The sequence below is a fragment of the Terasakiella brassicae genome (genome assembly GCF_014641495.1).
GTDB lineage: Bacteria > Pseudomonadota > Alphaproteobacteria > Rhodospirillales > Terasakiellaceae > Terasakiella > Terasakiella brassicae.
This window is the reverse complement of record NZ_BMHV01000002.1, coordinates 97058-123728: the sequence shown is the minus strand read 5'-3', so window position 1 is coordinate 123728 and position 26671 is coordinate 97058. Positions and strand designations below refer to the sequence as shown.

Sequence of the window (26671 nt, the reverse complement as noted above, 5' to 3'; positions counted from 1 at the left end):
TTAGCATATTGAGCGCAGAAGTTATATATTCTTTAACTCTCCAGACGCTACCCATATAAGCGGATAAATTTATAGAGCGGGATATTTTATGGCATTGATGCGATCCATAGCGACGGTCGGCGGCTTTACGATGTTGAGCCGTATTCTCGGTTTTGTCCGCGATATTCTGGTTGCGGCCATCTTGGGGGCTGGTCCGGTTGCGGATGCGTTTTTTATCGCGTTTAAATTTCCCAACGTTTTTCGCCGCCTGTTTGCCGAAGGGGCGTTCAATGCGGCTTTTGTGCCGTTATTTGCCGGAAAACTGGAAGAAGAAAATGGTGCGAAGGTTGCCAAGGCGTTTGGCGAACAGGCCTTTGCCTTTCTCTTTTGGGTTTTGCTGGCCTTATTGATTGTGATGGAACTTTCCATGCCGTGGGCGATGCGTCTGTTTGCCCCCGGTTTTATGAATGACCCGGCAAAATTTGATTTGGCGGTTCACCTGACCAGAATCACCTTTCCTTATTTATTATTTATCTCATTGGTTTCCTTGATGGCCGGGGTGCTGAATTCACTTAATAAATTCGCTGCCGCTGCCGCCACGCCCGTTTTGTTAAACATTTGCCTGATCGGGGCCATTTTGGGCCTGACCCCTTATCTGGAAACACCAGGTCATGCCTTGGCCTGGGGGTTGTTCGGGGCCGGAATTATTCAGTTTATCTGGATGTTCTGGAACGCTGTAAAAAATAAAATGGGCCTAAAACTGGGCTGGCCACGCTGGAATGCGGATGTGAAAACAATGGTGATGCGCATTATTCCGGGGGCTGTCGGTGCGGGGATTTATCAGATCAATATGCTGGTCGATATGATCATTGCGACCTTGTTGCCAACGGGATCCATTTCTTTTTTATTTTACGCAGATCGGATCAATCAATTGCCGTTGGGGGTGGTCGGGGTCGCGGTGGGCACAGCCCTTTTACCGATGATGTCGCGTCAGTTACGCGGCGGTGATGAAACCGGCGCGATGAACAGTCTGAACCGGGCCTTGGAATTTTCCCTGCTGCTGACCTTGCCGGCGGCTGTGGCCTATATGGTGATTGCGGACCCGATTGTTTCTATCCTGTTTGAACGCAAGGAATTTGTCGCCAGTGACACGCAAGCTACCGCAGCGGCCCTGTTTGTCTATGCCTTGGGTTTGCCTGCCTATGTGTTGAACAAGGCACTGACACCGGGCTTTTTTGCCCGGGGCAATACGAAAACCCCGGTGAAAATTGCGGCGGTGTGTATGGTGGTGAATATTGCCTTTAACCTGCTTTTGATGGGACCGTTTTTGCATGTCGGTCTGGCGATGGCAACGGTGATTTCCGCATGGGTCAACACGTTATTATTGGCAATTTTTTTACGCAAAAACGGTTATTTGACCTTGGATAGCCGACTGAAGAACCGGGCAGGGCGTATTGTTGGCGCCTGTCTGGTCATGGCAGCGGCTTTGTATGGATTGACCCTGTTGTTACAGGCTGAATTGGTGGGATCGCAACTCCTGCGAATCCTGTCTTTATGTGCTTTGGTCGGGGTTGGTTTGCTGTCTTATTTTGCCAGTGTCTTTTTATTCGGTGCGGCACGATGGAGCGAGGTAAAATCCATGATGCGCAGACAATAGGCCAATAGTTCAAACCCTATAGCTGCAGGTTGCATATCATTGTATTTATTGCAATTATTTTGCACATTTATGAACTTATTTTTTCAGTTATCTTATTGAATTGACAAAAGAATCCTCTGAGACCATCAGGTAGGGCAACCGTCGTTACAAGGCGAGTCTCTGCTGAAGGTGAATAGAATGAGTTCTGATCGTATTTCAATTGCCCATCGTATCTATGTCGGGTTTGGTTTTTTAATTATGGCGCTTCTGGGGTTGGGGGCGTTTGCAACCTTTCAATTTGATGAAATGGCAGGATCGACAGAAACAATTGGCGAGAAGATTACCCTTGTCGGGGAGGCCAATGAATATGCATTGCGTCTTCAGGAACTTTCCGATGCGATTCTGCTTTATGCCCAGTCACAGAAGCCACAGGATCGTGCGACTGTAGATCGCCGGCTGGAGACAACCAAGGCAACGGAAGAACGTTTTATTCGTCACTTGGCAGAAAAGGGCCAGCAGGCGGATTCCGACAAAGTGGCACAATATTCCAAAGCCTATAAAGAAACGCTTGGCTCTTTGTTATTGCGGATTGAAAATATCGGGGCTTCGGCTGATATGATTTTGATGGGGGCGAATAAGCTGACGCTATCGGCCCCCGAACTGTCGGAAAAACTGGATACGATTGCATTGGAAAAGCCGGAATATGCCGGCCTTTCTTTAATGGCGCATAAAATTATGACGACATCGGCAAAAGCTTTGGTGGAAACCATGACCTATGCCATTAAACCATCAGATAAGACCTTACAAAATGCCCGGAATGCAACGACCGCTCTGGATAATGCCCTAGGCGAAACCAAAACGGAAATGAAGGGTCTGTCGCGCCGGGATTTGAAGCCTTTGAAATTTTTAGGTCGGGATAATGATCTGTTGAAACAGGGATATATACAGTTTCAGGGATCTAATCTGGGTTTGATCAATTCTTTTAATGCCTATCGTAGTGAAATTGAAAAAACAATGGCAATGGCCGACAGTATCCGTCGCACAGCCATTGAAGAACAGAATCAGACGACATCTGCGGTCAGTGAGGCTTCTGCCAGCACAATTACCAGTTATGTCCTTACAATGAGTGTTGTTGCGCTCATTGCTGTTTTACTGGGGATTGTGATATCGCGCAGCATTCTGGGACCGTTGCATCGGGTGACGCAGGATATGCGCCTTTTAGGCGAAGGCAATACCGAGATTGAAGTGGTGGACCGCCAACGCCGGGACGAGGTTGGCACGATGGCAAAAGCTGTTGTTATTTTCCGCCAAAACGCACTGGATGTGGAAAATCTGACCCAGCAACGTCTGGAAGATCAGAAGAAGGAAGAAGAAAAACGCAGTGCGTCCCTGTTTGCAATGGCCGATACCATTGAATCGGAAACTGGCGTGGTGTTGGAAAAAGTCGCCAATCATACCAAGGAATTATCACGTGCGGTCGGGACGATGTCGGGTTCTGCTGAACGGGTGTCAGCCCAGGCCGGTGACATGGCCCGTGAGGCCCAGGAAGCACACAGTTTGGCACAACAGGTGGCACAGGCGGCGGATAATCTGGCCCTGAGTATTGAAGATATTTCTTCCAAAGTGGGCCGACAGCGCGATATTGCCGATACCGCCATGACACAGGCACAAAATTCCACTCGTTTTGTACAGGTTTTGAGCAAGGCAACCGATGATATCGGCAGCGTGGTTGCCATTATCAGTGATATTGCCGCCCAAACCAATATGCTGGCCTTAAACGCGACAATTGAGGCGGAACGGGCTGGCATTGCCGGGAAAGGATTTGCCGTTGTGGCGTCCGAAGTGAAACAACTGGCAACGCAAACATCCAAGGCAACGGCACAAATTGCCACGCAAATTAACGGTGTACGCAATGTGACCCGTGATTGCGTGAAATCGATTGAGGAGATTAACGGCATTATCAATGATATGGCCAATATCTCCAGCGAGGTTTCACACAGTGTGGACGGTCAAAGTGCAGCGACCCGTCAAATCACCACCAGCATACAGGAATCATTCAAGGTTTCAGAACGTTTGAATCATCAAGTAAACAACGCTTCTTCTGAAATGCAGGATGTGCGTGCGTTAAGCGATAACCTCGGTTTGGTCTCCAGAAATGTGTCTTCTATGGTGGAAAGCCTGCAAATGTCCTTGAATACGGCAATCCGTACCGCATCGAATGCCTTGAACGATAGTGACAAGGCTTTTGTGATGAAGAAAAATATCAATGTGACCTTGAAAGGCCCGGGCGGGGTTTTGCGTTCTAAATTGCATGATATTTCCAACAACGGCTTTGCCCTGGTTCCGGCCTTGGATGTGCGCATTGCAGAAGAGTATGAAGCCAGCATTGACGGCATTGACGGGACATATACGGTCGAAATCCTCAGCAAGCGCGGGGCACAATCGCCAAAAACCCGCATTCGTTTCGTTGGGGATATGGAAGAACGCGCAGATGTCGTGAGCTATGTTATGAATATGTGGGCGGATCATTTGCGTAGCGAAATTCTGGGTGGCTCCGATGTTATTGCCTTTTCCGATTATCAAAATGCGGCGGAATAACGCTTTATCTTGACCCTGTTCATCGTGCATTGCATAACAATTGCTTCTTTGAGCAGGGGCGTCTCCACAGCGTCCCATTGTAAACTTTTTTGAAAGCGGGACACATCCAATGGATCGCATTTTTTCAGGCGTTCAGCCTTCCGGTAACCTGACACTTGGCAACTATCTTGGGGCCATTCGCAACTGGGTGAAATTGCAAAACGATTATGAATGCATTTTCTGTGTTGTGGATATGCATGCCATAACTGTCTGGCAAGACCCGGAAAGCCTGCGCCGTGCAACGCGCGAAGTTGCCGCCGGGATGCTGGCATCCGGTGTTGATCCTAAACGCAATATTATTTTCAACCAGTCGTCTGTTTCCGGGCATGCGGAACTGGGCTGGATCTTCAATTGCGTTGCGCGTCTTGGATGGCTAAACCGTATGACGCAGTTTAAGGAAAAAGCAGGCAAGCATAAGGAAAATGCCTCCTGCGGTTTGTATGTCTATCCGAACCTGATGGCCGCTGATATTTTGCTTTATAAGGCAACGCATGTGCCGGTGGGTGATGATCAGAAACAGCATCTTGAGCTGGCCCGTGATATTGCGCAAAAATTCAATAATGATTTTGGCAAAGAGGTTTTCCCGCTGCCTGATCCGATGATTTTCGGGACAGCGACACGGGTGATGTCCTTGCGTGACGGCACAAAGAAAATGTCGAAATCCGATCCGTCGGAATATTCACGCATTGGCATGACGGATGATGCCGATACAATCGCCTTGAAAATCCGCAAAGCCAAAACCGATCCGCAGCCGGTACCGGAAACGGTTGAGGCGTGCGAAGATCGCGCAGAAGCGAAAAATCTGATGAACATCTATGCGGCCCTGAGTGATCTGGAACTCAAAGATGTTTGTGCCCAATATGGTGGTCAGTCTTTTGCTGATTTCAAAAAGGCATTGACCGAGGTTGCCGTGGATAAACTGTCCCCGATCAGTCAGGAAATGCAGCGTTATATGGATGACCCGGCACAGGTAGATGCCATTCTGCATGACGGCTCAGAACGCGCACGTGCCTTGGCCGAACCGGTGTTGAAAGAAGTCAAAGAGGTTGTCGGTTTTCTACAGCCGTAATTGATGAAAATTCATTTAACAAAAAGGCGGGAAAATATGTTTCCCGCCTTTTTTGTGTTTGAAAACTCAGCCAAAAATAAGACTGCGTCCGAAAACCATGAATAAAATCAGGAAAATCATGCCAAAGACATAAAAAGGCAAATTGCCATCGCTTAAGAGTTTGGCAAAGATATCGCGTGGATTCCAGATCATACGCCCCTCCAAATTTTGCCAGTCTGTAAAGAGTCTTTATATTAGCAAATTGTGAATAAGTCGAGTTATTTTTGGCGTGTGGATAGCCAGATCCCGCAGACAATCAGGGCAATGCCGACAAAATGGAAGTTTTGTAGCCCTTCGCCTAAAAGGATCATGCCCAATATTGCCCCGAATATGGGCATGAGGTAGAGGAAAACACCGGCCGTGTTGGCCCCGACCAGTTCAACCCCCCGGTTCCAGCACAAAAAAGAGAGAACGGACGGGAAAAGACCGATATAGGCAAAGGCGATGAGGGTATGTTGGTTGAGCTCAAACGTGGCCCCTGTGGACAGTTCCCAGCCATAGGCGGGCAAAAGGACGATGACACCGCACAAGACCATCGCCAATGTAAAGGCAAGGCGGGAAAGGCCGGTTGGTGCCTTGGCCAATAAAACCGAATAGATTGACCAGACAAAAACCGCGATGAGGATTAACAAATCACCGGGGTTCAATTCCAATTGGGCCAAGGTGGCAAGGTCACCTTGTGTAATGACCCAGCTTACCCCGATCATAGACAGGGCAATACCGATACCGGCAAGCTTGCTGATGCCTTTTTTCAAAATCAGGATGGAAAAGAACAGGGTTGCCACTGGCATTCCAGCCTGAATAAGCGAGGTATTGACCACCGTGGTGTAATGCAAACCCCAGTATAGCAACGTGTTGAAAGCCGAAATACTCAGAAGTCCCTGAACGGCGATATAAGGCAGATTAGCCCGAATAATATGGAAATCGCGCAAAAAATGTTTCAGGCAGATCGGCAGAAGAACAAGGGCCGCAATGACCCAACGCCAAAAGACCATCGCAACAGGCGGCAGATCGGTTGCATAAGCCCGCCCGACAACTGAATTGCCCGCCCAGAACAGGACGGCGAGGCTCAGTAAAATGTAGGGATGGGTCAGGGTTCTCAACACGATGGGCCTACGGATTATAAATAGAAAAAAGACTGTGCTCAGGCCCCTTACGCTATGAGCTGAGCGGATAAAAAGCAACTGTGGTTACTGCTTAGATTAGAGAATAGCGGCAATGCGTTTGAAAGCTTCGTCCACAATGTCTTGTTCATGTACAAGAGCCACGCGGATATAGGCTGTACCGGGATTTTCACCGCTGTCATCTGTTTTGGCGAGATATTCACCGGGCAGGATACGAACCGCGCATTTTTGCCAGATTTCAAGCGCGGCGTCTTCGCCATTGGCCCAACGTTCGCGGACATCCAGCCATAAGAAAAACCCGCCTGCGGGACGATAAAAACCCAGACGGTTTCCCAGATGGTGTTCGGCAGCATCGATTTTCATTTTATAAAGGCGGCGATTTTCAACAACGTGGTCATCATCGTTCCACAAGGCGGTACTGGCGGCTTGCAAGGGCAGAGGCAGAGAAGCCCCGCCATAATTGCGCAAGCCAATGAAGGCCTTGATCAAGGCCGGATCCCCTGCAACAAAACCGGACCTGAGACCGGCTGCGCTGGATCGTTTAGAAAGGGAATGAAAAACCAGCAAGTTCTTAAGGGATCCAGTTTCCTGTGCCACTTCCAAGGCCCCGCGCGGTTTTTCTCCATCATAAAGTTCGGCGTAACATTCATCCATCAACAGCGTGAAATCATGTTTGCGCGCCAAGCTCAGGGCGTGACGCAGATAATCGATATCAGCGACCATGCCTTGCGGGTTACCTGGTGAACAGAGGAACAGCAAAGTGGTTTTGGCCCATGTTTCATCCGAAACCGCATCCAGATCGGGCATAAACCCATTTTCCGGCCCGGCAGGGAGATAGACGGGGGTGGCTTCGTTCATCACGGCCGCCCCGACATAGACCTGATAGAACGGATTGGGAACCAGTACGAGGGGCTTTTCTTCCCCCTTGGCGGCGCGTTCAATCATCAGATTGCCAACCATGAACAAGGCTTCGCGTGTGCCGCAGACGGGCAATACGTTTTCAAGATTGAGGAAATCGTCTTTCAGATTATATCGACGGTTTAAAAAACCCACGATGGCCTGATTGAGTTCCGGTGTCCCCGCAATAGGGGGATATTTATTCCAGAGATGCGCGTGTGCGTTTACAGCATCTTGCAACAAGGCCGGCGGTTGGTGTTGCGGTTCCCCGATCGACATGGTGAGGGGGGCAAGATCGGCCGGTGTGTCGTGATGATCCAACAGATCGCGCAAGCGCTGGAATGGATAGTCGCTCAGCAGGGATAAAGAAGAATTCACCATGACGATAACCTTTTATGCAATCAATTTTGCCCTCTTATATCGGGCAAGTTTCGTGACAGGGCAAGCCCGATTAGCAAAAACACGACGATAATTGCCATGCCTGCGCGTTGGGAGTTGAAAACATCGCTGAGTAATCCGACCATCAAGGGTCCCATGAAGGCGGTTGCCTTTCCCGACAAGGCGTAAAGACCGAAGAGTTCGGTTCGAATATGTGCGGGGGCGGCTTGGCTTAAATAAGTCCGGCTGGCGGCTTGGGCCGGGCCGACGAACAGGCCGAGGCTTAGGCCCAAAATCAGGAAATGATTTTTATCGACCACGATCAAAGTTCCAAGGCCCAGTAAAACAAGGGCGCTCACACTGATCAGGATAACCCGTTTTGGTCCCCATTTATCGTCCAATCGACCAAAAAGGGCGGCGCCGATCCCGGCAGTTACATTGATGCCAATGCCGAAAATAATCAGTTCATTAAACGACATATGAAAGGTTCCGGCTGCGTAAATGCCGCCAAAGGCAAATAAGGTGTTCAGCCCATCGGTGTAAATCATACGCGCGATGAGAAAACGGAAAATGTCTTTATAATCGCGCCATTGTCGCAAGGTGGCCCATAAGGTGCGCAACCCGGTTCTGGTCGCTTGCCCCAAACTTGCCTGCGCTGGTTTATCCGGCACGAATAGAAAAAGCGGCAAGGCAAAAACAAAATACCACAGGGCAACGAATGGCCCGGATATGCGCAGATGTTCGGCCTGTTCTTTATCCAGTCCAAACAAGGGCGGGTTGGCTTGAACAAACAGGACAAGCACCAAGGCCAGACCGAGAAGCCCCCCAAGATACCCCAACCCCCATGCATAACCTGAAAGACGACCCTCAGCGCCCGGTCGGGCCAGTCCGTGCATCATGGCATTGTAAAACACCATTGCCATTTCAAACCCGAAAGTGGCCAGCCCGACACAGATTAAAACCCATAAAATAACGCTTTCGTTCGGTGTGGCATACCAAAGCAACGCTGAGGGCAGAATGCAAAGCAGGGAAAAAACAAAAATCCACGGTTTGCGCCGTCCGCTATGATCGGCAATGGCGCCAAATATCGGGGCGCACAGGGCGATGAGAAAGGCGGCCGCCCCGGTGGCATATCCCCACAAGGCGGTGCCGCTGATTTCATCGACGGCAATTCCCTTGGTAAAATAAGCGGCAAAGACAAAGGTGGTGACAACCGTAGGAAAGGCAGAATTGGCAAAATCGAACAAAGCCCATGAAAATCTTTGGAAATTTGTTACAGCCATCTGGATTTACTTTCAAAAAAATGGAATGATGTCACGATTATGATGTCATTTTTGCTTAGATATAAAAAAGGCTTTTCCCTTTTCTTACATCGTTTCTTATGTGCCACAGTATTGTTTTTTGGCACATTTGGACAGGCTTTTTCTGAGCAAGCGCCCATCCGGTTGGTGACGTCTGATTTGACACCTTACAGCATTGAAAAAGGAATCCAGCCGGGCATTTTTGTAGAACTTGTGCAAGAAGCCATGCGGCGTTTGGGGCGTACGGTAAAAGTGGAATTTTATCCGTGGACACGGGCGCAGAAGATTGCCGAACAGCAGGATAACGTTATTCTTTTTCCATTAGCCCGCACAGCCCCGCGCGAAGACCAGTATCAATGGCTCATGCCGGTTGCCCCAATGGAGCTTGTTTTTGTCAGTGCACAGGATCGACCGGTTGACCTGATGAAGGCTCGAAAACTGGGTCGTATAGCCGTTCAAAAAAGTACACCGGCGGAAGCTTATCTGGTGGAACAGGGGTTCACCAACCTGCGGGCTTTCCCCAAAGCGGCCTCAACCAATATCAAGCTATTGGTGCGCGCTCGGGTGGATGCGTGGTTTACAGCCAAGGGATTTGCGCAATATCTCATTAAACAGACGGGTGAAACCAATTTGCAAATTGGTCCGGTGATTGATCAGTCGTTTTTTTATGTGGCAGCATCCAGAAATTTCCCCGAAGATTTATCTTGGGAATTACGCCGTGTTCTAAACAAATTGGCTCAGGACGGGACGTTGTCCAACATCCTGAGCCGCTATCGTTAAGTTTGATCAGTCAAAGACAATGTTCGGACCTTTGTTGCCGTTCATTTGTGCCATGACCTTGAACCAGACTTTGTCGGCAATATCACGATAAGCCTTGGCATGTTCGCTGTCCGGTTCTTGTGTCACAATCGGGTGACCTTCATCCGAGGTTACGCGGATTTTGATATCCAGCGGAATTTCACCCAGGAAGTCTGCCCCTTGGGCTTCGGCGGTTTTACGTGCCCCGCCGTGGCTGAAGACGTCTGTGCGTTCCCCGCAATGCGGACAGGCAAAATAGCTCATATTTTCAACAATACCAAAGACCGGAATTTCCACTTTGCGGAACATGCTTAGCCCTTTGCGGGTATCAAGCAAGGCGACATCCTGCGGCGTGGATACGATGACGGAGCCTGTCAGCGGGACTTTTTGTGCCATTGTCAACTGAATGTCGCCTGTGCCCGGCGGCATATCGACAACCAGAATGTCCAGTTCGCCCCAGTTCACGTCACGCATCAATTGTTCAAGCGCCCCCATCACCATAGGGCCGCGCCAGATCATGGCAGTGTCTTCTTCAACCAGAAAACCGATGGACATACATTTGATCCCATGATTTTCCATCGGTTCCAGTCGTTTGCCATCGTGGCTGACCGGTTGGCCTGTGATTCCTAACATACGCGGGATGCTGGGGCCGTAGATATCGGCATCCAGCAGGCCAACTTTTAAGCCTTTGCCTGCCAGGGCCAAGGCGATATTGACTGATGTGGTGGATTTCCCCACACCGCCTTTGGCAGAAGAAACCGCAACAATGGATTTCACGCCGGGCATCAGGGGCAGGCCGGCTTGCGGATTGCCGCGCGGGGCCTGTTGTTGCGGCTGGGCCGGGCGTTCCGCCGTTAAAACCGCTGTGACACTGAGAACACCGTCAAGGGCATGAACAGCCTGTTCGGCGGCTTTACGAACCGGTTCAAAATCCTTGGCTCGCTTTGGATCGCCGATATCGATTGTGAAGGCGATATGTCCATCTTTACTTTGCAGGCCGACAACCATTCCCGCAGATACGATATCAGTGCCATTGGCCGGGTCTTTGATTGTTTTAAGGGTCTCGAGAACTTTTTGTTCTAATTGGGCGGACATCCTTGAAATCTCCTTCACATCGGATAAATGTAATCTTTAACAGTTCGCACATTGCAAAAGCCGTAGCTGTCATATAAGACTGTTAGGTAGGTTTTGCCAAGTGCAACGGTCAATTGCCAAGTGCATTGATCAAATCGACCTTTGACGAACAGAGTATTAAAGGGAAAAACCCAATATGTCATGGAACAATCAGGGCGGCGGCCCGTGGGGCGGTGGTGGAAAAGACCAGGGCCCTTGGGGTCAGGGACCAAAACGACCCAATGGTGGTAACGGCGGCGGTGGCCCGACCCCGCCCGATCTGGAAGAAATGCTGCGCAAAGGCCAGGAAAGCATGAAGAAATTTATGCCCGGCGGTGCAGGTGGCGGGAAACTTATTGTTTTCGGCTTAATCGCTTTATTTGCGATTTGGATGGCAACCGGATTCTACAAGGTAGATTCAAAATCCCAAGGTGTGCAGCTTGTTTTCGGCAAGTTTGTCAAATCATCCCCTCCGGGTTTGCATTGGAATTTCCCATCTCCGATCGGTGATGTTTTCATTCCCGAAGTCACGACCGTGCGGGAAGTCGCCATCGGAACGGGTGTATCCAGCCTGAAGGGCGGCACCAGCGAAGGGATGATTTTGACCGGTGATCAAAATATCGTCGATGTAGAATATAAGGTTCTGTGGGTGATTAACGATGCGGCAAAATTCCTGTTTAATATCCGCGACCCGGAAACCACGGTACGTGCCGCCGCACAAAGCGCGATGCGTGAAGTGATCGGGCAACGTAGCCTTGCGGATGTAAACACCAAAGACCGGGATCGGGTTGCGACTGAAGCGCGCGATCTTATTCAGGCAATTTTAAACGAATATGACGCCGGTATTTCCATCCAGCAGGTCAACATGGCGAAGATTGATCCGCCTCAGGCTGTTATTGAGGCCTTCAACGATGTACAGGCGGCCCGTCAGGATAAAGAACGTAAACAAAACGAGGCCGAAGCCTATCGTAACCGTGTCGTTCCAACCGCACGTGGTGAGGCGCAGAAGCTTATTCAGGAAGCTGAAGCCTACAAAGAACGTGTGATCAAGGATGCGGAAGGTGAAGCTGATCGATTTAAATCGGTTTATGATTCTTATGTGGTCAACAAGGATGTGACGCGCGAACGTCTGTATCTTGAAACCATGCAAGATGTCTTAAGCAAGTCCGATAAGGTGCTTATTGATAATGAAAAAGGCAGTTCCGGTGTTGTGCCCTACTTACCTTTGCCGGAAATCCAAAAGCGTAAAGGAGGCCAGTAATGTCTAAGAAACTTATCGCAACATTAGTCTTGCTGGTTGGCTTCGGCGGTTTGCTGAGCGGAACCTTGTTTAAAGTGGCGGAACCTGTTCAGGCGATTGTATTCCAGTTTGGTGATCCGCGTCGTGTGATTACCGAGCCGGGCCTTGCGTGGAAAATTCCGTTCATTCAGGAAGTCGAATATTTCGACAAACGTATTCTGAACCTTGATCCGCAACCCGAAGAAATTCTGTTGGCGGACCAGAAACGTATTTTGGTTGATACCTATGCCCGTTATCGCATTATCGATCCGCTGAAATTTTTCCAGTCGGTTCGTTTTGAACGCGCGTTCGTTCAACGATTTGGCAGTGTTCTGAACGCGGCTGTTCGTGACTCGGTCGCGAAGGTTGAAATGATCGACCTGCTCTCTGACAAACGCATCGATGTGATGAACGAAATCGTTGAAAAAGTCCGCCAAGCGGCCCCGCAATACGGGGTGACCTTGGTCGATGTCCGTATTGGTCGTACAGACTTGCCGGCACAGATTTCCCAAAACGTGTTTGACCGGATGCGCACAGACCGTGTGCAGGTTGCCAACCGTCTGCGTGCGGAAGGTGAAGAGATCAAGCAACGCATCACGGCGGAAGCCGAGCGTGAGAAAACAGTCATTCTGGCCGAGGCACGTCGTGAATCCAACGTCCTGCGTGGTGAAGGTGATGCCCAGCGTAACCGCATTTTGGGAAGTGCTTATGGTCAGGATCCGGAATTCTTCCGTTTCTATCGTTCTATGGAAGCCTATCGTGAAGCGTTGGGCGAGGGAACTTCGATGGTTCTATCCCCTGATAGCGAATTCTTCACTTACTTCGGTAGCCGTAAGTAAGGGTAGATCTTCGATTATACCAATCTGAAAATCACCCCGCATGGGCACCCGTGCGGGGTGATTTGTTTTTATGGTTATTCCCAAATAAGAAGGGGTTTTGGTCTATGTCCGATTTCTTTACGGCGGTTGGTTTGGCGATTGCGCTGGAAGGCATTTTATACGCCTTGTTCCCGGATGGCATGAAACGCATGATGATGCAAATATTGGCCCTGCCGTCACAAAATATACGCAGCGCCGGTATCACGGCGGCGTTGATCGGGGTGACGTTGGTTTGGTTGATACGCGGGTAGCGATTTGTAACAGGTTGAAACACTGCGTTACAAAATTGCCCTAAGGGATCCACATTCCTTTGTCATATTCGGCAAAACGATGGAAGTCGCTTGCACATTTCCATCGAAAGGATACATTTAGGAAAACAGCTATATTAGGACAGAGGTGGTTAAACGAATGAACCAAGTAAAGAGAAGACCTCATGCGCAAGCCAAGGCGGTCAATCCGGCCTTGTGGATTATGGCAACGTTGACGGCGCTGGGACTGTTGATTGCCATGATGGCGCAATCCCAAGCGCGTTCGGCACCGGAAAGTTTTGCAGATCTGGCTGAAAAACTGCTCCCCGCCGTGGTGAATATCTCGACGACACAAACGGTGAGTGCCCACGGGCAAATGCCGGAAGGCGTACCGGATTTCTTCCGCGATTTTTTTGAACGCCGTGGCGGGCAAATGCCGCAACCCAACCCACGCCGCGCAACCTCGCTGGGTTCCGGTTTTGTGATTGATGCGGAAAAAGGCTACGTGGTGACCAATAACCATGTGATCAAAGATGCCGAAGAAATTAAAGTCATTTTGCAGGACAATACCGAACTGAACGCCAAGCTGTTGGGAAGTGATCCCAAAACCGATGTGGCCTTGCTTCAGGTTGATCTGAAAAAAGGCGTCAAACTATCGGCTGTCAAATTGGGTGATTCCGATGAGATCCGTGTCGGCGACTGGGTGGTTGCAATCGGCAACCCGTTCGGTCTGGGCGGTTCTGTGACAGCAGGGATCGTTTCGGCGCGTGGCCGTAACATTCAGGCAGGCCCTTATGATGATTTCATTCAGACCGATGCGGCCATTAACAAAGGGAATTCCGGTGGTCCGTTGTTTGATCTGGATGGAAATGTGATCGGGATCAATACCGCGATTTACTCGCCCAGTGGCGGGTCTGTCGGCATCGGGTTCTCCGTTCCGTCCAATATTGCGAAAAATGTGATTGCCGATCTGGCAGAATATGGACACACCCGCCGAGGTTGGCTGGGCGTGCGTATTCAAAACGTATCTGCGGAAATTGCAGAAAGTCTTGGCCTGACAGAAGCCACGGGTGCCTTGATTACCAGTGTTGCCGATGATGGACCTGCGCAAAAGGCCGGTATGGAAAAAGGCGATGTCATCCTGAAGTTTAACAACAAGGATGTCTCGGAAATGCGTAAACTGCCGCGTATTGTGGCAGAAACGGAAGTCGGAAAATCTGTCCCGGTGGAAGTCTGGCGCAAAGGTAAAATCGTTAAATTGAAGGCCAAAGTCGGTGAACTGGAAGTGGCTGAAAAGAACGGCGATGTTGAAAAACCGAAATTTGCCAAAACATCGGCAACGGTTGAAGAGCTTGGTTTGTCATTGGGTAGTTTGAATGACGAAATGCGCGCTCGTTTTAACCTGCCGGAAGAGGCCAACGGTGTGATCATTCTGGATGTGGATAACGAAGGCCCGGCGGCTGAAAAAGGGTTGCGAGCTGGTGAGTTGATTGTTGAAGCCAGTCAAAAAGAAGTCGCGAGCCCGGATGATGTCAAACAGGCTGTTAAAAAGGCGATGAAGGATGATCAAAAATCTCTGCTGTTGTTGATCGATGGTGAAGAAGGTTTGCGATTTGTCGCTGTAAAATTGGAAAAATAATCACCGATTGGGGTGATGAATTAGAAAAGGCCGGATACATAATTGTATCCGGCCTTTTTTCTATGGCGTAGATCCCTTGCGATTAAAAGGCGGGGTGCAGGCTTCCATTGAAATTCGACAAAACCAGATGGGAAAAATATTCCAATTATCGTGCTTGGTGGGTTGATAAATCAATCGGTTGCGAGTTGCGTTGGGCGTAATCTTGTACAGTGCGTCCCTCGCTGTCTTTTGCGCCCGCGTTGGCCCCGTATTGCACCAGAAGGTCAACCGTTTCTTGGGACGCATTTTCCGCCGCATACATCAATGCGGTTCGTGCGTTAAAGCGTAAATCTTCGGTTGTGTGCCGGGTGGTTACATTGGGGTTTGCCCCTTTTTCAAGAAGAAGACGGAGCGCCTCTTTCTTGTCGAATTGGGCGGCCGTCATTAATGCCGTTTTACCGATTTCATTTGTTTGTTGGCTGACGATGTTCTGTTCCAGAACATAGGCGAGCATATCGGTATGGAAGACAGCGAAATGAAGTAAAGGGTCCTGTTTTTTGCTATAGAACCAGATAGATGTATTTGGGTGTTGTGGGTTAAACGTGGGCAATCCCTTTTCCCATTCATCCAGTTGATAGGTGCCGTCTGTAATCTTCTGTATAATTTGCGCGGCGGGCTGTCTTGTTAAAAGGGCATGGCGCAAACTGTTGTTGAGGCATGTAATTTCGTCCCATTGCCCTTCGAAAGCCTGTGCCCAAAGCGCCTTACGTGCGGCTTGTTTTGCTTTGCCTTGCATCATATGGTGATGGGCTTGGTAATAGCGGGTCATGTCACGTTCGGCCTGCTGGAAAAGCGTTTTTGATTTTTGAAATTTTTGCCAGTTCCAAGGACTCATTAACGCCCATTTTTCCAAGGGGTAACGACAGTCTTTTGCTTGTGGTGTCGGGCTTAATTCATTGGGGAACAGGGCAATGCGATCCCATGTCAGGGCATTTGATCGGGCATGGGCAAACCGGATGGTGCCATCGCGCCCATAATCCCCGCTGAATTGGTCAATGAATTGGGCGTATCGGATCAAGCTTTGCGGGATCTGTTTTCGAAATTTTGCGCAATCTGTATTGGGGAAATATAAATCCATACTGCTGCCAAAAACGGGTTCGGACACATTTTTTAAATTGGGGTGTTTAAGAACGCGTTCGCAAGGAATGACCAGTTCTTCTGTCATCAAATCGATGCGACCATCCCCGGCAACGGATAGAAAGCGCAACCATTTGACCAGACTGTCGATGGTACCGTCGTAGGGTGTTGGTTGCTCAACGACTTCCTTAAAAAATTCAAAAAATCCCTGATTGCGGCCTTTGTCGCGAACCTGACGTTCCAAGTCTATAAAAATAAGTCGAATTTCAGAAATGATTTGTGGTGTTGGCGGGGATTGGCTCCCCAGATCAAGGGCGCGTTGCAGTTGTTCCTGAAATTTTTCTGCTTGTGGGCGCTGTGCTGCCACGGCGCCTGTGGTGGTGCAGGTGAGAAGCAGGCATAAAAACAAAAGTGTCCCCATTCTGCATTGAAAAGATAAACGCATTCAGGGCACCTTTCCTTATCTCAAGACGATTAACACGTCAGGTTTTGTTCCAGATGGTGTTCGACATCACGCAGAGATGGGAAGGTCACGCAGCGTTTATCAAAACGGGCAAGGTCCGCTTTTTCAATGCGCTTGATGGCACGGGACAGGGTTTCACCTTGTACGCCCAAAGCCAGTGCAAGTTCCGCCCGTTTCAGGGGGAGATGTAATTGCGCACTGCCATTGGCGCGTTCTTTGCCAAACAAGGGCAGGAGTTTGACGGTCATAAATTTTAACAGGCGTTCGGACAGGTTCATACTGGCAGAGGCGATCATTTCCTCACGAGCATTGAAAATATCGCGCGTGCAGCTGTTGACCATTGCTTGACGGACTTTTTCATCGCGTTCAATCAAACGGGCGGCATCGTCCTGGGTGATTTGGCAAAAACAGCAATCGCGCAAGGCCAGTGCCGTACAGGTATGACGCCCGCCTTCCAAAGAAGATCGATAGCCAAAAGCTTCGCCCGGGACGACCAGACGCGGGGCAAACATAGCACCGCGCGAATCGACCATCGTAATCATCACGATCCCGGAGATCAGGTTATAAATCCCGGATGCATCGTCGCCTTGGCGGAAAATGGGTTCGCCCGCATGTATATAGTGGATTTTCTTGCGCGCCGTTGTGGTGCATGTCTCCGCTCTGGAGGCATCGCGCAATTGATCGGTGCCGGAAAAGCCACATTGGTGGCAATGAATATTGGAATGCAGTGCGTCCATAAATCACCTAACCTTTCTGGCCCTTTAAATAACATAACCGGGATCGTAAATCATTTACTCTTGTCAATTTGTGAAGTCGAATGTGTATTTTTTCAATTTCGCAGATGATTTTTTGCCAAGGGGATTGTTTTTCATGTGAATAGAATATTGCTCAGTCCCCAAACAGTTGCTAAGTTCGTCGCACTGTTTGGGAAGAGGAATATATAATGAGTGACGATACAGTAAAATATCTTCTACCGGAAAACCGCATTCCGAAATCGTGGTACAATATTGTGGCCGATTTACCGGAAATGCCGGCACCGGTTTTACATCCGGGGACAAAACAACCGGTGGGGCCGAGCGATCTGGAACCTCTCTTCCCCATGTCGATTATCGAACAGGAAGTGGCGACTGAGCGTGATATCGAAATCCCCGAGCCGGTCCGCGAAGTTTATAAACAATGGCGTCCAGCCCCGCTTTATCGCGCACGCCGTCTGGAAAAGGCATTGGGCACAACAGCCAAAATTTTCTATAAATATGAGGGCGTCAGCCCGTCAGGTTCACACAAACCCAATACATCTGTACCGCAGGCTTTTTATAACAAGGAAGCCGGCATTACAAAACTGACGACAGAAACAGGGGCGGGTCAATGGGGTTGTTCCTTGGCATTTGCAGCTTCCTTGTTCGGCTTGGAAGTCGATGTCTATATGGTGAAGGTGTCCTATGGTCAGAAACCATACCGCCGTGCCTTGATGGAAACTTATGGTGCGCGTTGCGTCCCGTCTCCGTCTATGGAAACCGAAGCCGGTCGTAAAATTCTGGCAGAGGACCCGGAAAGCCGTGGCTCCCTCGGGATTGCGATTTCCGAAGCGGTTGAGCTGGCGGCGCAACGTGATGATACCAAATATGCACTTGGGTCTGTTTTGAACCACGTTTTATTGCATCAAACCGTTATCGGGATTGAGGCAATGGAACAAATGGAAATGGCGGATGCTGACCCGGATGTGGTCATCGGTTGCGCCGGTGGTGGGTCTAACTTTGGCGGGATTGCGTTCCCCTATATCGGGCGGAACCTGCGCGAAGGTAAAAACACCCGTATTCTGGCGGTGGAACCGGCGGCCTGCCCGACCCTGACACGCGGGACCTTTGCTTATGATTTTGGAGATACGGCACAACTGACACCGTTGACCAAGATGCATACATTGGGTGCGTCTTTCATGCCGCCGGGGTTCCATGCCGGTGGTTTGCGTTATCACGGTATGTCACCGCTGGTCAGCCATTGTAAGGAACTCGGCCTGATGGATGCGATTTCTTATAATCAGGTGGAATGTTTCAGCGCAGCTGTTCAATTTGCTCAAGCTGAAGGTATTGTTCCGGCACCGGAATCCAGCCATGCGGTTAAGGCGGCAATCGCCGAAGCATTGGATGCAAAGGAAAAAGGCGAAGAACGCACCATCTTGTTCTGCCTGTCCGGTCACGGTCACTTCGACATGCAGGCCTATACAGATTTCTTCGACGGAAAACTGGAAGACAAGCAATATGACGAAGCTGCTTTACAGACCGCTTTGTCGAAGTTGCCGAATGTCGGTTAAGATATTGTAATCTAAAAAGAAATAGCCCCTGTCCAAGGCAGGGGCTATTTATATTTGGAAGTCTGCTTTATGGCGAAGTCGTTATCGGTGACGGCCTTTCTCATGCTTGTCGTTCTGGCGATGATGTGGGGATCCAGTTTTACTTTTATCAAAATTGCGCTGGGGGCGTTTGGTCCGCTGACGATTGCGGCTGGACGGATCACATTGGCGGCGGTTATTTTATGCAGCCTTGCCCTGTGGCGACGTGAACAATTCCCACGTGAACGCACGGTCTGGATCCATTTGTTCTGGTTGGCGATTTTGGGTAATGCAGCCCCATTTTTCCTGATTAGCTGGGGCGAACATAATGTGGATAGCGGTATGACGGCGGTCTTGATGTCTACCATCCCGCTTAGTGTGCCGATTATGGCTCATTTCTTCACGGATGATGAGAAACTCACCCCTTATATGGTGGTTGGTGTTTTGATTGGGTTTAGCGGCCTGTTGGTTCTGGTGGGGCCCAGTGTCCTTTATGGATTGGGCGAGGATGTCATCAGCCAAGGTGCGATTGTATTGGCTGCCCTGTGTTATGGCGGGGCGTCATTGGTGGCGCGGCGTTTATCACATATGCCGTTTATGGTGGTGGCGGCCGGGTCCATGTCTATTGCCACCTTGATAATGGCACCGACCGCATTGGTGGTGGAACAGCCGTGGCAGGTGGAACCGCAGATGATGCAGGTTGCAGCGATTGTCTATCTTGGTCTGTTTCCAACTGCACTGGCCAATATCTTGTTGTTGCAGGTGATCAACAGCAGCGGGGTTAGTTTCCTTGCGTTGAATAATTATCTGGTACCGGTCTTTGGTATTGCGATTGCCGCACTGACTTTGGGCGAGACTGTCCCGCCGGAAATGCTGAGTGCGCTTGGCATTATCTTTGTCGGAATCTTTGTCAGCAACCTGAAACGTAAAAGCGGCTGATTTTATCGGATGAATTTGATATCCTTTGTCCATCATCATAAGGACAGGTGGATGCGTCGCAAGGGCCATATCGTCAATCGTTATCGCCGTAAACTTTCCAATCAAGGGAAAGACGCCCCGCTTTTTGCCGATAATCTGCCGCGATATGATGTGGCGCGCAATGCCGATACCCTGATCAAACTTGTACAGATGAACCCCTATAACAAGATCATTCTTGAACGCATGCATATGTTGAATGCATCTGATTGCTGGCTGGTATCGGGCTGTTTGTTCCAGACAGTGTGGAATGTGATGGAAGGGCGCAATCCGTGCGCGGATATTCTGGATTATGATTTGATTTATTTCGACCCGGATCAAAGCCGGGAAGCTGAAGAGGTCGTCGCCTTGCGTGTACAGGCGCTTTACAGCGATCTGAATATTAAAATTCAGGTAAAAAATCAGTCTCGCGTGCATTTATGGTATCAACCGAAATTCGGGCAGCCGTACCCGGAACTGACTCATGCTTGCGAATCGTTACATTATTATCCATCCAAGGTTCAGGCGATTGCATTACAGGGTCGCGGCGGGTCGCGCATTTCCTATGACGCGCCTTTTGGGTTTGAAAATTTGTTGCGTATGATTGTGCGGCCTAATCATGCGCTGGAATTCCCCGATATTTACGAGGCAAAAACCAAACGCTGGAAAGATATCTGGCCAAATCTTACCGTGCATGCGTGGCAATAATGGGGGAACAGAAGAAAGCGCCCGCAAAACGATGGGGCTTGTGGTTTGTCGTTGTCTTGTGTCTTGCACTGGTTGGCGCTGGCGTATTGGGCTATGTACAGCGCATTGAACTGGCCTACTGGGCGGTTGAAAAAGCGGCAAAAGAACTTGGCTTGAAAGGGCATCGTCTCAAGATCGACCGCTTGGATTTTACTGGTTTTGAATTACACGATGTTCACCTTGGACCTGATGTGTCTTTAAAACAGGTGAAGGTCGATTATTCCTTTGCCAACCTGTTAAACAACCGTATCGACAAGGTGATTTTGTCCGGTGTTGCCGTTGATATCAGTGCCCCGGACACCGGTTTTCTGGGGCAGCTTCAAACATTTTTGCAGGGAAATACGGCGGGATCAAAAACACAAATATCACCGCCTGAAATTATCATTAATGATATGGTAATTACCGGGCGGTACGAGGATATATCCCTTGATATTCAAGTTTCTGGAAAGGTGTCTCCTGATTTATCCGGTGAATTTCAGGTGAGAGGAAAAGGCGGCTATCAAGCCTTTGAGGTGCAGGATATCTCCCTTGATATTTCTTTGATGAAGGATGCCGAGACGGTTTTGTTCAAGGTCGAACAGGCCCGTTTTCTGGATCGTCAAAAAGGCATGTTGCTGCGCCCCTTTACGATGAAAGGCAATGGGCGTTTTCAGGTGGCTGAACAAAAGGCCGTATTTTCCTTGAACATATCAGACAAGGATCAGGCTGTTGTGGTGGATATGGAGGGGCAGGCCGATCTGGTTAATCGTCTTGTTCAGGCGGATGTCAAAGTCGCTGATATCACATTTTCCCCCACAGGGTTACAACCGGATGATCTCAGCCCTTTGGCGGCTTTGCCACAAAAACTGGATGCAACGCTTGGACTATCCGCGCAGTTAAATTGGCACGATGAGGTGGCAAAGCTAACGGGCGGTCTTGCGATTAAACAGGCCCGTTTTGCGCTTCCCTCTGAAAAAGAACGCACGGTGGAAATCGCAGGCGAGATCGGTTTTACCTTGTTTCCCTTAACGCAAAGCGGGACGCTTGATGTCACAAAACTATCGCTGCATCATCCGGCGACACCGGCGCTGTTTCATCCCCTGTATATCCAAAGCAAGGCCCGTTTACACGAAGATGGGCAACTTTCTTTTGAGGGCGAGGTCATGCTGGATCAATCGACCCCTGTACGGATTCTTACGGGGAAGGGAGAATATGATGTTCAGGCTCGCCGGGGGCAAATGGATGTCCGTGTTCCCGTTCTTGATTTTTCGCCTGCCGGGTTAAAGCCAAGCAATATCAGCCCGCTTTTTGCTTTGTTAAGTCGTGTCAGCGGTAAATTTTCTGCTTTTTCCCGTCTGGATGTGGTCGGGGAACAATTATCGGGCTGGGCGGATATATCGGTTGCGAAGCTGTCGTTTGAAACCGATACGGTGCAGGTACGTGATATCACGACTGATTTGGTGATTGATAATATCTGGCCCCTGCGAACCAAGCCCAAACAGGTTGTTACGGTTGGGGAAGTTGATAGTGCGGTAAAGTTGGCACACCCCCGTCTGGTGTTTACGCTGGAGGGTCAAAAATTTCATATTGATGATTTTCAGACCGGGGTCATGGGGGGTACGGCACATATTGGACACACGGTATTTGAAACAGATACGGACAGCCATGAGGTTGTTCTAAACCTGAAGAAAATTGAACTGGGCCAGCTTTTCCGCCTGATCGCCTTGGATGGTTTAAGCGGCACAGGGCAGTTGAGCGGGCAACTGCCGATCCGGCTGAAAGGCCAAGAGATCAATGTGCAGGATGGTTTGTTGGAAAGTACGGGGGGCGGGACGTTACATTTTGAATCACAAAAAGCCCGCCAAGCGTTGGCAGGTGCGGGCGAACAGGTGGAATTATTGCTGAATGTCTTGACCAATTTTCACTATGAACGTCTTTCTCTGCGGATCAACCAACGCGCCGGGCAAAATGCGATCCTCAATTTAAAAATTGAAGGAAAAAACCCTGAGGTGATGAACGCGCGGCCCTTTAACCTCAATATTAATCTGGAAGCCAATCTGGATCGTATTCTGGGAACGGTGCTGGAAGGCTATCGCTTGTCAGACCGGGCAATTCGCGCTACCGTTGGGGATGAACAATGATTAAACGAGAGGCCGACGCGATGATCCATCGTCATTCTTTGGGCGGGCTTTGCCTTGCTGCACTGCTGGGGCTCAATGCCTGTACCCCGACGGTACAAGTCGCTGCACCGTCGGAACCGATTACCATCAATCTGAATATCAAGCTGGATGCTGATGTTCGTTTGAAACTGGAAAAAACCGCTACCAACGATATCAAAGAAAATCCGGAGGTCTTCTAATGTCTGCAATCGTAAAAGCGAATCGTTTCTGGAAGCTGTCCGTTCTTGTCATCCTGTTGGGTGGTTTTTTGCTTGTCGGCATGGGGCAGGCACAGGCGCAGTCACTGGATGAGTTGCGTGCCAGTGGTCAAATGGGCGAAGCCTTTGATGGCTATGCGCGGGCACGTGCGCAATCTGTGAAAGCTATTGTGGATGATATTAACGCCAAACGCCGCGCTATTTATCAGGACCGGGCCAAGCAACAAGGGATTTCTGCTGCTCAAGTCGGTCAGGTCTATGCCGCAAAAATTATCGAGAAAGCCCCGGCAGGCACATGGTTGCTGTCACAAGACGGGACATGGCGCCAAAAATAAGGTAGCGAATATTGTGATTTGAAAAGGCCCTGTTGTGAAAACCAACGGGGCCTTTTCGGTTCTTACTATAAGACGGCTTTAGGGCGGATGAAAAGTTTGCGCACATATTCAATGGCCCAGGCCCCTTTTAAACTGGCAACCCCGGCGATTGTGATAGCCGCCCCGATAATTTGAACACCGTTCAGGGTTTCGCCCAAGATCAACCAAGCGGCAATAACGGTTAAGATCGGGCCAGTCAGGGTGATCAGGCTGGCTTGGGTTGCACCACACCGCTTGATACCTTCGAACAACATGAAGAAGGGCAAAACTGTACATAAGGTCGCAATGACGGATCCCCACAACACACCTTCAAGCGGGAAGGTCAGGTTATTGAGGTCGGTACTCAGGGGGATAACCACCAGCATGACACCCAAGGTAATGGTGCCGGATGCAGCGGTGAAGCGAACGGAACCCAGTGTTTTCATAATTTGCTGACTGGCAATCAGATAAAGGGCGTATGTGAAGGCCGACCCCATCGCCCATCCGGCACCAACCCAGTCAAAGTTTTCGAAGCCTGCCAATCCATTAGGGGCCATAACAAGGGCAATGCCGGAATATGTGGTTGCAAAAACAAACCATTGGTGCGCACTCGGCGCTGTTTTGTTTAAAAAGGCATTGATCAACATGACCAGCATGGGGAATGTGAACAAAATCAGCCGGGAAACGCTGACACCGATCTTTTCAATGGCTGTAAAATCGCAATAGGTGGCAAAAAAGAACATTAATCCGGCAAAACTACAGGCTTTCCATTGTGCCCAGCTTAAAGGCGTTGATTTGCGGGCCAGCATATAAACGCCGAGCCAGAATAAAGGCGTTGCAATGGCAAATCGTAACAGCAGAAGCGAGTCGACAGAGATCCCCGCCATATAGGCAAACTTGGCAAAAACACCTTTAAACGAAAGCGCAATGGTGGCCATAAAGACGAAAAAGATGGCAACGGGTTCGGTCTGTTGGTTTGGCATGAGCGTACGGTCCTGTACCGGGTGGCTTGTAATGATAATATAGTTTAGATACGCCTTGCCGTGACATAATCCAATTTCAATAATATACTAAAAGATATTAAATTTTGTTATATCTGGGTTGTGATGGATATCAAGCAACTACGTATCTTTCTGAATGTGGCGGAAACCGGATCGTTTTCCGATGCGGCGAAACGCTTGAATGTGACTCAACCCGCCCTGAGTCGCCAAATCCGTTTGTTGGAAGAAGACAGCGGCAGTCCCTTGTTCATTCGTACCGGACGGGGGGTCCGATTAAGCGAAGCGGGTGAAAAAATGTTACCGCGTGCGCGTTTGTTGATCGAGGAAATGGAACGCCTGCGCATGGATATGACAGCGTTTGCCGGTGAATTGCATGGCCGGGTTCGCCTCGGCCTACCCCCGAGTGTGGGCAGCGTGTTGGCAGGTCCGGTGGTTGAACGTTTCCATCGCGACTATCCCAATGTGAAATTACGCGTGACACAATTGTTAAGCGGGGCTTTGCAGGAAAGTTTGCTCAATGGCCGTCTGGATATTGGAATTTTGTTTGAAGGCAACGTGAGCCCCGCCCTGCGCAGCCAACCGTTATGGTCGGAAAGACTGTTTTTTATTACCACGCCGCATGAACGATGGCAGGGCGTGGAAATGATTGATTATGCCGACTGTCTATCGCATCCCTTCATTTTACCGGGTCCAAAACATGGCCTGCGCGAAGTACTGGAACAAGCGACAAGGAAAATTGATAAATGCCTGAATGTGGTGGTGGAGGCAGAATCGCTGGCTGTGCAAATGGAACTGGTCTGTCGGGGATTGGGCTGTACGATCTTATCGTTTGAAGCCTGTAAAAATCACATTGATGCGGGCCGCTTAATCGCGATTCCCATCGTCAACCCCGATATCGAACGGGTGTGCAGTCTGGTCTGGTCACGCGATTATTCCCTGACACGGGCAACGCATGAAATGGCAGATGTTATTACCGAGATTGCCGGTGTGATGTTTTCATCCACCCCGAAAGTGACTTAGACCTAAGCACTTTTTAACCAGGCTTCGATCATATTGCGTGCGATACTGTCCCGGCTTGGTAAAAGTTTACCGGATTGGGGGAAGGCATGCAGGTCTTCGCGGGTGAACCATTGGGCATCGCTGAGTTCGTTCAAATCAATGTGAATGTCATAACTTTCTGCCGTGGCATAGAACCCCAACATGAGGGACGTTGGAAAGGGCCAGGGTTGAGAGCCTGCATATTCGACAGCACCAACCTGAATGCCGGTTTCTTCCATGACTTCACGTTTGACGGCCTGTTCCAGCGTTTCGCCCGGTTCGACAAATCCGGCAAGGGTGGAATACATCCCGGTTTTAATCCGTTGATGGGTGGCCAATAAACATTTCTCACGATCATGTACCAACATGATCACAGCCGGATCCGTGCGGGGGAAATGTTCAAGTGCGCAGTCTGTGTTACTGCAACGCCGGACGTGCCCGGCTTGTTCCATATGGCTGGGATATCCGCAATGTCCGCAAAATTGATGACGTTTGTGCCAAAACATCAAACCACGCGCATAGGCACAACGTGCGGCTTGTTCCCGTTCGGCGATGGGTCCGGCCCGGCGTAAATCTTCAAAAACAAATTGGGTGCCCAGCGGCATCAGAATTTTATTTTCGGGAAACAAAGAAAGATCCAGAACGAAATAATCTTTTCCCTTTGCATGTCCAAGGTAGGCCCAAGGCGGATTCTTTTGCCACCAGCCTGCAATGGCCTCCCCTGTCAGAAGGGCGGGGCGGTATACATCGTTCACGTGGGTAAAAAGATTGCGATCCTGATGCAGGATCAAAAAACGTGTGTCGGGTTTATGGAGGGCTTCTTCCAGCCAGCCAGTATCGGTACGCAGATGGGCTTGGCGGTCCAGTTCGCCCGTGGTGTAAAAAAGATGGTCAGAGGTCAGTTTCATAAAGTGTCCTGTCTTGGAAAATCGTTTACAGCCCGAGAGATTTTTTCATTTTGGCCCAAACTCCTTTTTGCGGCGCGGGTTTTTTCTTCTTTTTTACGGGTACTTGACCACCTAAAGGGCGTGGATGACGTTTCGCACCGGATTTTACGACATTGGGGTTTGTATAGGAATGGAGCACTTTAAACCCGCCACCGCTGATATCGTAGTAAACAATGCGTTCAATGGATGGCATGATTTTACAGCGTTTTTCCGCATCTTCCTGTGCGGCTTCCTTGCAATCGATATCGTTGGACATGACCATTTGACCGTCTTCGATCTTCTGGCCCGGTTTGCAAATATAGATTTCGACGGCGTCGATCATTTTATTTGGCCTAGTTTTTTGATGTATTGGTTA

At 49.7% G+C, this 26671-nt stretch carries 25 protein-coding genes; 15 read left to right on the top strand and 10 right to left on the bottom strand.

Annotation, left to right across the window (positions count from 1 at the left end):
- The first annotated feature begins 88 nt into the window (after positions 1 to 88).
- From murJ to trpS, 3 genes are all read left to right on the top strand, one after another.
- On the top strand, positions 89 to 1636 hold the full coding sequence (gene murJ, locus IEW74_RS01785; protein WP_188660599.1) for a murein biosynthesis integral membrane protein MurJ: 1548 nt from the start codon (positions 89 to 91) through the stop codon (positions 1634 to 1636).
- Positions 1637 to 1813: 177 nt separating this feature from the next.
- Positions 1814 to 4213, top strand: coding sequence for a methyl-accepting chemotaxis protein (locus IEW74_RS01780; RefSeq protein ID WP_188660596.1), 2400 nt, complete (start codon positions 1814 to 1816; stop codon positions 4211 to 4213).
- Positions 4214 to 4322: 109 nt separating this feature from the next.
- A complete protein-coding gene (gene trpS / locus IEW74_RS01775) occupies positions 4323 to 5321 on the top strand; it encodes a tryptophan--tRNA ligase (RefSeq protein ID WP_188660593.1) in 999 nt (332 codons plus the stop codon).
- 66 nt (positions 5322 to 5387) lie between these two features.
- Here the strand turns inward: trpS and IEW74_RS17480 are convergent, their stop codons facing one another.
- The 4 genes from IEW74_RS17480 to IEW74_RS01760 form a co-directional block, all read right to left on the bottom strand.
- Positions 5388 to 5513 carry a hypothetical protein gene (locus IEW74_RS17480; RefSeq protein WP_268233794.1) on the bottom strand — a complete coding sequence of 42 codons (126 nt, stop codon included), beginning with the start codon at positions 5511 to 5513 and terminating at the stop codon, positions 5388 to 5390.
- Positions 5514 to 5578: 65 nt separating this feature from the next.
- Positions 5579 to 6466, bottom strand: a complete 888-nt coding sequence (locus IEW74_RS01770; RefSeq protein WP_188660590.1) for a DMT family transporter — start codon at positions 6464 to 6466, stop codon at positions 5579 to 5581.
- Positions 6467 to 6562: 96 nt separating this feature from the next.
- On the bottom strand, positions 6563 to 7762 hold the full coding sequence (locus tag IEW74_RS01765; protein WP_188660588.1) for an aminotransferase class I/II-fold pyridoxal phosphate-dependent enzyme: 1200 nt from the start codon (positions 7760 to 7762) through the stop codon (positions 6563 to 6565).
- A 20-nt stretch (positions 7763 to 7782) separates the two neighbouring features.
- The gene (locus IEW74_RS01760; protein ID WP_188660585.1) at positions 7783 to 9042 is read right to left on the bottom strand and encodes an MFS transporter; all 1260 of its coding nucleotides are present in this window, start codon (positions 9040 to 9042) and stop codon (positions 7783 to 7785) included.
- 177 nt (positions 9043 to 9219) lie between these two features.
- Here IEW74_RS01760 and IEW74_RS01755 point away from each other — a divergent pair, with 177 nt between their 5' ends.
- A complete protein-coding gene (locus IEW74_RS01755; RefSeq protein WP_188660582.1) occupies positions 9220 to 9840 on the top strand; it encodes a substrate-binding periplasmic protein in 621 nt (206 codons plus the stop codon).
- 6 nt (positions 9841 to 9846) lie between these two features.
- Here the strand turns inward: IEW74_RS01755 and apbC are convergent, their stop codons facing one another.
- Positions 9847 to 10953 carry an iron-sulfur cluster carrier protein ApbC gene (gene apbC / locus IEW74_RS01750; protein ID WP_188660580.1) on the bottom strand — a complete coding sequence of 369 codons (1107 nt, stop codon included), beginning with the start codon at positions 10951 to 10953 and terminating at the stop codon, positions 9847 to 9849.
- Between the two features lie 175 nt (positions 10954 to 11128).
- Between apbC and hflK the strand changes: the two genes are divergently transcribed.
- The 4 genes from hflK to IEW74_RS01730 all read left to right on the top strand — a co-directional run bounded on the left by hflK (position 11129) and on the right by IEW74_RS01730 (position 15015).
- On the top strand, positions 11129 to 12232 hold the full coding sequence (gene hflK / locus IEW74_RS01745; protein ID WP_188660576.1) for an FtsH protease activity modulator HflK: 1104 nt from the start codon (positions 11129 to 11131) through the stop codon (positions 12230 to 12232).
- Entirely contained in the window at positions 12232 to 13089 is an 858-nt protein-coding gene (gene hflC, locus IEW74_RS01740) for a protease modulator HflC (RefSeq protein WP_188660573.1), read from the top strand. Before hflK ends, hflC begins: the two co-directional genes overlap by 1 nt.
- Positions 13090 to 13193: 104 nt before the next feature.
- Positions 13194 to 13379, top strand: coding sequence for a DUF2065 domain-containing protein (locus IEW74_RS01735; RefSeq protein ID WP_188660570.1), 186 nt, complete (start codon positions 13194 to 13196; stop codon positions 13377 to 13379).
- Between the two features lie 157 nt (positions 13380 to 13536).
- Positions 13537 to 15015: a DegQ family serine endoprotease gene (locus tag IEW74_RS01730; RefSeq protein ID WP_188660567.1), complete on the top strand. Its 1479-nt coding sequence runs from the start codon at positions 13537 to 13539 to the stop codon at positions 15013 to 15015.
- A 145-nt stretch (positions 15016 to 15160) separates the two neighbouring features.
- Here the strand turns inward: IEW74_RS01730 and IEW74_RS01725 are convergent, their stop codons facing one another.
- Positions 15161 to 16576, bottom strand: coding sequence for an ankyrin repeat domain-containing protein (locus tag IEW74_RS01725; protein WP_188660564.1), 1416 nt, complete (start codon positions 16574 to 16576; stop codon positions 15161 to 15163).
- A 29-nt stretch (positions 16577 to 16605) separates the two neighbouring features.
- On the bottom strand, positions 16606 to 17331 hold the full coding sequence (locus tag IEW74_RS01720; protein ID WP_188660561.1) for a Crp/Fnr family transcriptional regulator: 726 nt from the start codon (positions 17329 to 17331) through the stop codon (positions 16606 to 16608).
- Positions 17332 to 17537: 206 nt separating this feature from the next.
- On the opposite strand from IEW74_RS01720, the gene IEW74_RS01715 reads away from it, so the two are divergent.
- The 6 genes from IEW74_RS01715 to IEW74_RS01690 all read left to right on the top strand — a co-directional run bounded on the left by IEW74_RS01715 (position 17538) and on the right by IEW74_RS01690 (position 23312).
- On the top strand, positions 17538 to 18902 hold the full coding sequence (locus tag IEW74_RS01715) for a TrpB-like pyridoxal phosphate-dependent enzyme (RefSeq protein WP_188660558.1): 1365 nt from the start codon (positions 17538 to 17540) through the stop codon (positions 18900 to 18902).
- Between the two features lie 69 nt (positions 18903 to 18971).
- Positions 18972 to 19859 (top strand): DMT family transporter, encoded by an 888-nt coding sequence (locus IEW74_RS01710; protein WP_188660555.1) that lies wholly within the window; start codon positions 18972 to 18974, stop codon positions 19857 to 19859.
- Positions 19860 to 19910: 51 nt separating this feature from the next.
- Positions 19911 to 20582, top strand: a complete 672-nt coding sequence (locus IEW74_RS01705) for a nucleotidyltransferase family protein (protein ID WP_188660553.1) — start codon at positions 19911 to 19913, stop codon at positions 20580 to 20582.
- Positions 20582 to 22741 carry an intermembrane phospholipid transport protein YdbH family protein gene (locus IEW74_RS01700; protein WP_188660552.1) on the top strand — a complete coding sequence of 720 codons (2160 nt, stop codon included), beginning with the start codon at positions 20582 to 20584 and terminating at the stop codon, positions 22739 to 22741. Before IEW74_RS01705 ends, IEW74_RS01700 begins: the two co-directional genes overlap by 1 nt.
- Positions 22738 to 22959: a YnbE family lipoprotein gene (locus tag IEW74_RS01695; protein WP_229734204.1), complete on the top strand. Its 222-nt coding sequence runs from the start codon at positions 22738 to 22740 to the stop codon at positions 22957 to 22959. The genes IEW74_RS01700 and IEW74_RS01695 overlap by 4 nt, the downstream gene beginning before the upstream one ends.
- Complete coding sequence (locus IEW74_RS01690) at positions 22959 to 23312, top strand: YdbL family probable chaperone protein (RefSeq protein WP_188660550.1); 354 nt, start codon at positions 22959 to 22961, stop codon at positions 23310 to 23312. The genes IEW74_RS01695 and IEW74_RS01690 overlap by 1 nt, the downstream gene beginning before the upstream one ends.
- Before the next feature lie 65 nt (positions 23313 to 23377).
- On the opposite strand, the gene IEW74_RS01685 is transcribed toward IEW74_RS01690, so the two are convergent.
- On the bottom strand, positions 23378 to 24313 hold the full coding sequence (locus IEW74_RS01685) for a DMT family transporter (RefSeq protein ID WP_188660548.1): 936 nt from the start codon (positions 24311 to 24313) through the stop codon (positions 23378 to 23380).
- Between the two features lie 123 nt (positions 24314 to 24436).
- On the opposite strand from IEW74_RS01685, the gene IEW74_RS01680 reads away from it, so the two are divergent.
- Entirely contained in the window at positions 24437 to 25351 is a 915-nt protein-coding gene (locus tag IEW74_RS01680) for a LysR family transcriptional regulator (protein ID WP_188660546.1), read from the top strand.
- 2 nt (positions 25352 to 25353) lie between these two features.
- On the opposite strand, the gene nudC is transcribed toward IEW74_RS01680, so the two are convergent.
- Positions 25354 to 26277 carry an NAD(+) diphosphatase gene (gene nudC / locus IEW74_RS01675; protein WP_188660543.1) on the bottom strand — a complete coding sequence of 308 codons (924 nt, stop codon included), beginning with the start codon at positions 26275 to 26277 and terminating at the stop codon, positions 25354 to 25356.
- Between the two features lie 25 nt (positions 26278 to 26302).
- Positions 26303 to 26638 carry a hypothetical protein gene (locus IEW74_RS01670; RefSeq protein ID WP_188660540.1) on the bottom strand — a complete coding sequence of 112 codons (336 nt, stop codon included), beginning with the start codon at positions 26636 to 26638 and terminating at the stop codon, positions 26303 to 26305.
- Between the last annotated feature and the right edge of the window lie 33 nt (positions 26639 to 26671).